Genomic DNA, 7,553 nt, shown 5'->3' with positions numbered 1-7,553 from the left:
CAAAGAAAAAGCCGCGAATCTTTCGACTCGCGGCTTCTGCACTACACGGTGGCAGCCATGGCGGCCGAGGCGAACCTCGGGACGCCTGAACAGCATCTAAACAGAATCAAACGCGCTCGATGGCGATAGCGATGCCCTGGCCCACGCCGATGCACATCGTGCACAGCGCATAGCGGCCCTGCGTGCGGTGCAACTGATACATGGCCGTGGTCACGAGACGCGCGCCGCTCATGCCGAGCGGATGACCCAGCGCGATTGCGCCGCCGTTCGGGTTGACGCGCGAATCGTCGTCGGCCACGCCGAGCATACGCAGCACGGCAAGGCCCTGCGAGGCGAAGGCTTCGTTGAGTTCGATCACGTCGAACTGGTCGATCGTCATGTTCAGGCGCGCGAGCAGCTTCTGCGTGGCGGGCGCCGGTCCGATGCCCATCACGCGCGGCGCCACGCCGGCCGTCGCGATGCCGAGCACGCGTGCACGCGGCGTGAGGCCGAAGCGCTTCGCGTTTTCCTCGTTGGCGAGCAGCAGCGCGCACGCACCGTCGTTCACGCCCGACGCGTTACCGGCCGTGACCGAACCTTCCGGGCTCACGACGCCCTTGAGCTTCGCCAGCGTCTCGAGGCTCGTCTCGCGCGGATGCTCGTCGCGCGACACCACGAGCGGATCGCCCTTCTTCTGCGCGATCGTCACCGCGACGATCTCCTGCGCGAGCGTGCCGTCGGCCAGCGCGCGCGCCGCCTTCTGCTGGCTGCGCAGCGCGAACGCGTCCTGATCGGCGCGGCTCACACCGTAATCGACCGCGACGTTCTCGGCGGTCTCCGGCATCGAGTCCACGCCGTACTGCTGCTTCATCAGCTTGTTGACGAAACGCCAGCCAATGGTCGTGTCGTAGATCGCGGCATCGCGAGCGAAGGCGCTCGCGGACTTGCCCATCACGAACGGCGCGCGGCTCATGCTCTCCACGCCGCCCGCGATCATCAGCCCCGCTTCGCCCGACTTGAGCGCGCGCGCGGCGATGCCCACGGCGTCCATGCCCGAGCCGCACAGCCGGTTCACCGTCGAGCCCGGCACGGCCTGCGGCAGGCCCGCCAGCAGCGACGACATGCGCGCGACGTTGCGGTTGTCTTCGCCGGCCTGGTTCGCGCAACCGTAGATCACGTCGTCGATGGCGGCCCAGTCCACGTCCTTGTTGCGCTCCATGAGCGCCTTGAGCGGCACGGCGCCGAGGTCGTCGGCGCGAACCTGCGCAAGGGCGCCCGCGTAGCGGCCGATCGGCGTGCGAATCGCGTCGCAGATGAATGCTTCCGTCATGAGAGTCTCCAGTTCCAGTCGCACGTGGTGCGATCCGATGCAAGGCTGATTGAGATTGACGGACTGCGCGGGCGATGAAACGTGACAGGACTCGAGCGCGCATGTCCAGAAGCGATTTGTTCGTTATTCGAACACATGATCGTTTAACGAACAATTGGCGCCCATGATAGGCGTCGCAGCGCGCGAGTGTCAAGCCAGCGTCCACCCTGGCGACCGGGCAAATTCCGTCAGACGAAACGAAACGGCCGCACAGAATACCTCTCTGTGCAGCCGTTGGCCTGTGCGGACCGGCATTCCGGAAGTTCCTGCCGGAATGCCGGTCAGAACCAGTGGATTATCGTGACATTATGGTCCTGGTCGAATCAGAATGAATCACGAATGCGCCTAAACCATTGATTTTCATGGGGTTGATTGTCACATGGGATCATGAAAAATCACACAGGCAAGCCTCTGGATGGTGGGTGGACTGGTAGCTGGAACGCGAAACATAATCCGCCTGCCAACACTTCACACATACTGCAATGGCTCGCAAACACCACGCCCTTAAAGAGTCCCAGCTCCGCCGCTGGCTTTGCTGCGGGTAGCCCCATAGCCCGCTCAGATGGCGACGGCCTCACCTTCACCCTGACCGACAACAGCACCGCCACGTGGGTACTGCGCTACGGCCGCGGCAGTCGTCGTCGCGAACTGACGCTTGGCAGCTACCTGGAACCGGCGCTCTCGGAGGCGCGCAAGAAAACGCGCATGTACCGTGTGCGCATCGACGCCGGTGAAAATCCAGCGGCAGACCAATTGGCGGCAGTGCTACCCGGCCTGGACGACAAGCTGGGCCGGCGCGATGGCCTGATGTTCCGCATCCTGCTCGCGACCTGTGTCCGCCAGGCCGAGCTCGTGCAATCAAGCCGGGCGCAGTGTTCTGCAGCACGCGCAATCCGGGGCGCATTCGAGCGCAACGCGTTCGACATGCGGCGCTTCACGCCGCACGATACACGGAGCACGGCGAAGGGCCATCTTCGCAATCTGGGCTTCAGCCGCGAAATCAGTGAGATCGCACTCAACCACAAGCTGCAGGGTACCGAGGGCATCTATGACGTGCGCGAGGAAATCCCCGAGCGCAGGGAGGCGATGGAAGCATGGGCGCGGTTCATCGAGCGCTGCTGCATTGAGACGCCGCCCCAAAATCAAGAGCGTCCCGACGACGTATTGCAGTCGAGCGTTACTCCGTTTCGGCAGCGAAGCGCCGCATAAGCAGCCGGTATTCCCGCCAGCGCATTTCAGCTGCAATGCACTGGGCATATGCGCGAATCATCCTGCGCGCCGTCAAATAGCCGGCGCAGTTTCTGACAACTCTTTGACAGTCCGTCGACCGATACCGTGTTTGTATACCCGCCGGTGCTCGCAAACAACCATTCATCACAGGACGCAAACCAACATGCCCATTCCCGCATACATGTGGCTCAAGGACGACGGTGGTGCAGATATCAAAGGCTTCGTCACGGTTCAGGGACGCGAAGGAAGTATCGAGGTAATCGGATTCGGCCACGGCGTGAATCTGCCGGTCGACAACAAGACCGGCGATATTACCGGTTCGCGCACCCATGCTCCAATGCACCTGGAAAAGGAGTTCGACGCAGCCAGTCCCTACCTCTACAAAGCCGTCTCCAAAGGACAAACGCTGAAGTCGGCGGAACTGAAGTGGTATCGCATCAACGACGCGGGCCAGGAGGAGGTGTACTTCATTATGCTCATGGAAGGCGTGAAGGTCGCCGGCGTCAATCCCGGAATGGCAAACACCAAACTTGCGGGCATGTCCCAGCTCAACCATGTCGAGTCGGTGTCGTTGTTGTATGACCGCATTACGTGGCACTACACCGACGGCAACATCAAGTTCACGGATAGCTGGAATGAGCGCTCCTGATCATGGCTCTACAGGGAAAATTCCTGGTCAACAACCAGCACTTCTCGCCTCTCGCCATCTTTGGCGTCGGGACGTTTCAGGCGTATTCGGGAAATGATGTCTACCGCAATCGCGGTGGATGCACCGCCGTTCCCGACAATGGCCCTATCCCAGCTGGAAAGTATTGGGTGGTAGATCGGCCTGCTGGGGGCATCGGATCGCAAGCGTGGGCATTGACCAAAGATACCTGGAATGGCGTGTGGGGAACACCGACTCATCATAATGAGTGGTTTGCGCTGTATCGCGACGATGGCGCTATTGACGACTACACATGGATCAACGGAGTCAAGCGCGGCAATTTCCGTTTGCATCCCGCTGGAGGGCGTGGCCTTTCGCTCGGCTGCATCACGTTGCCAAGCTATTCTGATTTTGAGTCTATCCGGCGAGCGTTCCTGCATACGGGCACAACATCTGCAGGCAATTCACGGTTAAAGGCATATGGCTGGATTGAGGTAATTACCTATGGCAACACTTGTCCGTAGGATTTTTAAGTGCCTTCTATTTATTGGCCTTCTTATGTTGTCGGTAAGGTATGTTCACACGTACCCTCAACCGATGAGTGAGAGTCAATTGCATTGGCTGCTCATCATTTGCCAAAAATTGGGGGTTCACGATCCGGATAATCTTTACATTCCGGCAATGATGGCTCTTGAAGTCATCATTGCAGTGATTGCCTATGCGTTAATCATCAAGTTCTGGAAGCTCATTGGCGCGAAACACAAAGACGGGGCTATCTCGTAGGAACTTCGCCCAGGAACGGGACGGGTCACGCGTCATACTGCTCAGGTCAGCGCCTGAATCACCCGCTCGATCGGATGGTCCTCGCCGCCCGACACGGGCGGGTGCGGTCTCAGCGGGCCAGGCTGCTGCCACGGATGAATCAGCGGAGGCGGCAGGAGCGGAACGATATCGCCGTTGACCGTCGAAAAGGCCGGCGTCGCATTGAGCAGCGTCGCGAACGGCGCAAATCGCGGGCTGGACGATGTTGCACGCCGCGCGCACTGCGTTCTAGAACGTCGTCGCGGCCTGCTGCGCGGTCGCGAGTGCCGTTGTGGTCGCTGGGGCGGCGGCCGCGGTGAACGAGGCGCCAGGCGACGCGCAGCCGGCGAATAAGACAGGCGCGGCAAGGCATGCCGCGAGCAGCATATTTTTCTTCATAGATCGTTCTTGAGTTGTGCCGCGGGAGCGGCCGGTTGCTCAGCCAACTCCACCAGCATGCATCTGCGACTTTATCGCGACGCACGCGGCTGGTGGGGAATGGTAGCCAGGCTGGTAGCTGGTGGGAAAACAGCAGAGGGAAAAGGCCGGAAAGCCTTATGTAGAAAGGCTCTCCGGCTACGATACGCTTATCGAGACATCATGTTCATGCCGACATTGTGCATGACCCAGATCGTCCCGAAGATCAGGAACGCAGCAGCCAGCACAGTATAGGCGAGCGAGAGCACGTTCCAGCCCTGCCCCGACGACGTGTTCAGATGGAGGAAGAACACGAGATGCACGATCACCTGCACGAAAGCGAGTACGGCGAGCGCGACCATGGCGACGTTCGGCGTCAGCGCGCCATGCATGACGATGCCGAACGCACCGGCGGTCAACAGCACCGCGAGAATGAAACCCGCAACATAGCTGCCGAGGCTGCCATGGGCTTCGCTATGAGAATGCGCCATTTAGATCACGCTCCCGAGATAGACAAAGGTAAACACGCAGATCCACACCACGTCCAGGAAGTGCCAGAAAAGGCTCAGGCACGTGAGGCGGCGCACTTCCCGCTCATCGAGTTGCGGACGGCGGATGACCTGCATCATCAGCACGGCCATCCAGACGAGGCCGAAGAAGACGTGCACGCCGTGCGTGCTGACCAGCACGAAGAACGACGAGAGGAACGCGCTGCGCTGCGGACCTGCGCCATCGGCGATCAGGTGCGAGAACTCGCGCAGTTCCAGCACGAGAAAGAGCGCGCCCAGGACGAAGGTCACCGCGAGCCAGCCGAGTACCGCGCCGCTCTTGCGCTGCTGCGCGCCGAGCATCGCGAAACCGTAGGTGATGCTGGAAACCAGCAGCACGGCGGTTTCGAGCGCCACGTCGCTGAGATGGAACAGGTCCTTGCCCGTGGGGCCGCCCGCGAACTGATGCCCGAGCACGCCGAACGTCGCGAACAGCGCCGCGAACAGGACGCAGTCCGTCATCAGGTAGACCCAGAAGCCGAATACCGATTGCGACGGCGGATGATCGTGATGATCGAAATCGGCAAGCGTTGCCGTATTGGTTTTCTGTAACATCGATTAGGCCTCCACAGCTTCCATCTTGCGCTCGGCGGCAACCGCCGCGCGATGGCGCTTCTCTTCGATCTCGCGAACCTTCGCGGCCGGAATGTAGTACCCGTCGTCGTCGCCGAAGCTACGCGCGGCGATGGTCACGACGATGGCGATGAAAGCGAGCACGCCGAGCCACGTGATGTGCCAGACGCCCGCAAAACCCAGCACCAGGCTGAACATGCCGACGAAGAAGCCCGCCGACGTATTCGACGGCATATGGATGTCGCTGTACTTCGCGGCGAGACCCATGCCGCGGCCCGTTTCCTTCATGTGGGCAAAGGCGTCGATGTCCTGCACCTGCGGAATGACCGCGAAGTTATAGACTGCCGGCGGCGACGAGGTCGCCCATTCGAGCGTGCGGCCATCCCACGGATCGCCGTTGACGTCCTGGCATTCCGGCTTGTTGCGGTTCACGAACGCCATCACCCACAGGAGCACCTGGCACACCACGCCGAGCGCGATGATCGCCACGCCAATGGCGGCCACGACGAAATACGGATGCCAGGCGGGGTTGTCATAGTGGTTCAGGCGGCGTGTCGCGCCCATGAAGCCGAGCACGTAGATGGGCACGAAGGCCACGTAGAAGCCCACGAACCAGCACCAGAACGACGCCTTGCCGAGCTTTTCGCTGGGCTTGAGGCCGAACACCTTCGGGAACCAGTAATGCAGGCCCGCGAGATAGCCGAACACCACGCCGCCGATAATGGCGTTATGGAAGTGCGCGACGAGGAACAGCGAGTTGTGCAGCACGAAGTCCGCGCCCGGGATGGCCATCATCACGCCGGTCATGCCGCCGATCGAGAACGTGACCATGAAGCCGATCGTCCAGAGCACCGGCGCCGTGAAATGGACGCGCCCGCGGTACATCGTGAACAGCCAGTTGAAGATCTTCACGCCCGTGGGGATCGCGATGATCATGGTGGCGATGCCGAAGAACGCGTTGACGTCCGCGCCCGAGCCCATCGTGAAGAAGTGGTGCGCCCACACGAGGAACGCGAGAATCATGATCGCGCACGATGCATAGACCATCGTCTTGTAGCCGAACAGCGGCTTCTTGCAGAACGTGGCCATGACTTCCGAATAGATGCCGAACGCGGGCAGCACGAGGATGTACACCTCGGGGTGGCCCCACGCCCAGATCAGGTTCAGATACAGCATCATGTTGCCGCCGCCGTCGTTCGTGAAGAAGTGCATCCCGAGGTAGCGGTCGAAGCCCAGCAGCGCAACGGCGATCGTGAGGATCGGGAACGTGGCCATGATGAGCACGTTCGAGCACAGCGCCGTCCACGTGAACACCGGCATCTTCATGAGGCTCATGCCCGGCGCGCGCATCTTGATGATGGTCACGAAGAAGTTGACGCCGGTAATGAGCGTGCCCACGCCGGAAAGCTGCACCGCCCATATGTAATAGTCGACCCCGACGCCCGGACTGTACGCAAGCTCCGAGAGCGGCGGATAGGCGAGCCAGCCCACCTGCGCGAACTCGCCGATCACGAGCGAGAGGTTGATGAGGATGGCGGCGATGGCCGTCATCCAGAACGAGAGCGAATTCAGGAACGGGAACGCCACGTCGCGCGCGCCGATCTGCAGCGGCACCACGAGATTGAACAGGCCGACCATGAGCGCCATCGCCATGAAGAAGATCATGATGACGCCGTGCGCCGTGAAGATCTGGTCGTAGTGATGTGGCGGCAGGTAGCCCGGCGCGTCGAACGCCAGGGCCTGCTGGATGCGCATCATGACCGCGTCGGCAAAGCCGCGCACGAGCATGAGCACGGCCACGATCATGTACATCACGCCAATGCGCTTGTGGTCCACGCTCGTGATCCACTCGCTCCAGATGGTCTTCCACTTGCCGGTCACGGTGACGAGACCGAGCACGCCGAGCACGATCAGCGCCATGAATGCCGCGGCGCCCATGATGATCGGCTGATCGAACGGAATTGCCTCTAATGTAAGTTTGCCGAACATG

8 protein-coding genes are annotated in these 7,553 nt (G+C 61.2%); 4 read left to right on the top strand and 4 right to left on the bottom strand.

The genetic code is table 11. From position 1 onward, the window contains the following. Positions 1 to 106: 106 nt before the first annotated feature. Entirely contained in the window at positions 107 to 1,309 is a 1,203-nt protein-coding gene (gene pcaF / locus U5775_RS34170) for a 3-oxoadipyl-CoA thiolase (RefSeq protein ID WP_322062548.1), read from the bottom strand. Between the two features lie 426 nt (positions 1,310 to 1,735). On the opposite strand from pcaF, the gene U5775_RS34165 reads away from it, so the two are divergent. The 4 genes from U5775_RS34165 (at position 1,736) to U5775_RS34150 (ending at position 4,007) form a co-directional block, all read left to right on the top strand. Then, on the top strand, positions 1,736 to 2,557 hold the full coding sequence (locus tag U5775_RS34165; RefSeq protein WP_322062547.1) for an integrase family protein: 822 nt from the start codon (positions 1,736 to 1,738) through the stop codon (positions 2,555 to 2,557). A gap of 184 nt (positions 2,558 to 2,741) precedes the next feature. Then, positions 2,742 to 3,227: an Hcp family type VI secretion system effector gene (locus U5775_RS34160; protein WP_322062546.1), complete on the top strand. Its 486-nt coding sequence runs from the start codon at positions 2,742 to 2,744 to the stop codon at positions 3,225 to 3,227. Between the two features lie 2 nt (positions 3,228 to 3,229). Beyond that, entirely contained in the window at positions 3,230 to 3,748 is a 519-nt protein-coding gene (locus U5775_RS34155) for a DUF2778 domain-containing protein (protein ID WP_322062545.1), read from the top strand. 73 nt (positions 3,749 to 3,821) lie between these two features. Continuing rightward, entirely contained in the window at positions 3,822 to 4,007 is a 186-nt protein-coding gene (locus tag U5775_RS34150) for a hypothetical protein (RefSeq protein ID WP_322062544.1), read from the top strand. Positions 4,008 to 4,612: 605 nt separating this feature from the next. On the opposite strand, the gene cyoD is transcribed toward U5775_RS34150, so the two are convergent. From cyoD to cyoB, 3 genes are read right to left on the bottom strand one after another with little or no spacing between them, the layout of a single operon-like run. After that, entirely contained in the window at positions 4,613 to 4,933 is a 321-nt protein-coding gene (gene cyoD, locus U5775_RS34145) for a cytochrome o ubiquinol oxidase subunit IV (RefSeq protein WP_322062543.1), read from the bottom strand. After that, a complete protein-coding gene (cyoC, locus tag U5775_RS34140) occupies positions 4,934 to 5,545 on the bottom strand; it encodes a cytochrome o ubiquinol oxidase subunit III (RefSeq protein WP_322062542.1) in 612 nt (203 codons plus the stop codon). It lies immediately after the preceding gene. 3 nt (positions 5,546 to 5,548) lie between these two features. Beyond that, positions 5,549 to 7,552, bottom strand: coding sequence for a cytochrome o ubiquinol oxidase subunit I (gene cyoB / locus U5775_RS34135; RefSeq protein WP_322062541.1), 2,004 nt, complete (start codon positions 7,550 to 7,552; stop codon positions 5,549 to 5,551). Position 7,553 lies beyond the last annotated feature (1 nt).

The organism is Paraburkholderia sp. J63, assembly GCF_905220245.1.
Classification (GTDB): Bacteria; Pseudomonadota; Gammaproteobacteria; order Burkholderiales; family Burkholderiaceae; genus Paraburkholderia.
The sequence above is the reverse complement of the archived record's forward strand: the minus strand, read 5'-3'. Positions and strand labels throughout refer to the sequence as shown.

Bases quoted from the DNA above. Each gene is read 5' to 3' on its own strand.
- U5775_RS34160 (WP_322062546.1), top strand. From the start codon at position 2,742: ATGCCCATTCCCGCATACATGTGGCTCAAGGACGACGGTGGTGCAGAT.
- pcaF (WP_322062548.1), bottom strand. From the start codon at position 1,309: ATGACGGAAGCATTCATCTGCGACGCGATTCGCACGCCGATCGGCCGC.
- U5775_RS34155 (WP_322062545.1), top strand. From the start codon at position 3,230: ATGGCTCTACAGGGAAAATTCCTGGTCAACAACCAGCACTTCTCGCCT.
- cyoC (WP_322062542.1), bottom strand. From the start codon at position 5,545: ATGTTACAGAAAACCAATACGGCAACGCTTGCCGATTTCGATCATCAC.
- U5775_RS34165 (WP_322062547.1), top strand. From the start codon at position 1,736: ATGAAAAATCACACAGGCAAGCCTCTGGATGGTGGGTGGACTGGTAGC.
- cyoB (WP_322062541.1), bottom strand. From the start codon at position 7,552: ATGTTCGGCAAACTTACATTAGAGGCAATTCCGTTCGATCAGCCGATC.
- U5775_RS34150 (WP_322062544.1), top strand. From the start codon at position 3,822: ATGAGTGAGAGTCAATTGCATTGGCTGCTCATCATTTGCCAAAAATTG.
- cyoD (WP_322062543.1), bottom strand. From the start codon at position 4,933: ATGGCGCATTCTCATAGCGAAGCCCATGGCAGCCTCGGCAGCTATGTT.